Source organism: Haloferax sp. Atlit-12N (assembly GCF_003383095.1).
Taxonomy (GTDB): Archaea; Halobacteriota; Halobacteria; order Halobacteriales; family Haloferacaceae; genus Haloferax.
On the sequence record NZ_PSYW01000048.1, the window covers coordinates 1 to 892 of the forward strand.

An 892-nucleotide genomic window follows, 5' to 3' on the forward strand; every position below is an offset into this window, starting at 1 on the left:
ATACAACCGTATCCATGCCGATCTCATTCGCGAGCATGGTGACTGGTTCGTGACGCACAACTTCATGGGGGATTTCGAGACGCTCGACATGCACAAGGTCAGTAACGATTTGGATTTGGTTTCGTGGGACTCGTATCCGACAGGCTTCGTTCAGGACCGCCGGGCCGCCGACCCATCGATGGATGAACTCCGAGCGGGCGACCCAGATCAAGTTGGCCTGAACCACGACCTCTGCCGGGCGACGAATGATGCTCCGTTCTGGGTGATGGAGCAACAACCCGGTGACGTCAACTGGCCACCCTCCTGCCCACAACCGGGTGACGGTGCGATGCGACTCTGGGCACACCATGCAGTCGGCCACGGTGCCGACGCCGTTCTGTACTTCCGCTGGCGCCGATGTCTAGAGGGTCAAGAACAGTACCACGCTGGGCTCATGAAGCAAGATGGATCGCCGGACCGCGGCTACAACGAGGCGAAGGCTGCAGCCGAAGAACTCACCACAGTTGATGTTGACCACGTTGACGCTTCTGTTGCGCTTCTCCATGACTACGACAATTGGTGGGCTATCGGTGTACAACCTCACGCTCCCGAATTCGACTATTGGGAGCATCTCCGATGTTACTACCGTGTACTCAGAGCCCGTGGCGTGCAGGTTGACGTCGTTCACCCGGACGCCCCACTAGACGACTACGAGGCCGTCGTCGCACCGGGGCTTCACCTCGTCGATACCGAACTTGCGGACCACCTTACTCTATTCGTCGAGCAGGGTGGTCAGTTACTCGTGGGGGCGCGCTCTGGCGTGAAGACGCCGGCCAATCAGCTACACGAGACGCTTGCACCGGGGTCACTCGCGGACCTCACCGGTCTCGTCGTCGACCAACACGAGAGTTAC

1 protein-coding gene is annotated in these 892 nt (G+C 59.5%); it reads left to right on the forward strand.

What is annotated here, in order from left to right:
• Nucleotides 1–892, forward strand: an 892-nt coding sequence (locus C5B90_RS19915) for a beta-galactosidase (protein WP_199517578.1), incomplete at both ends; no start/stop codon positions are given.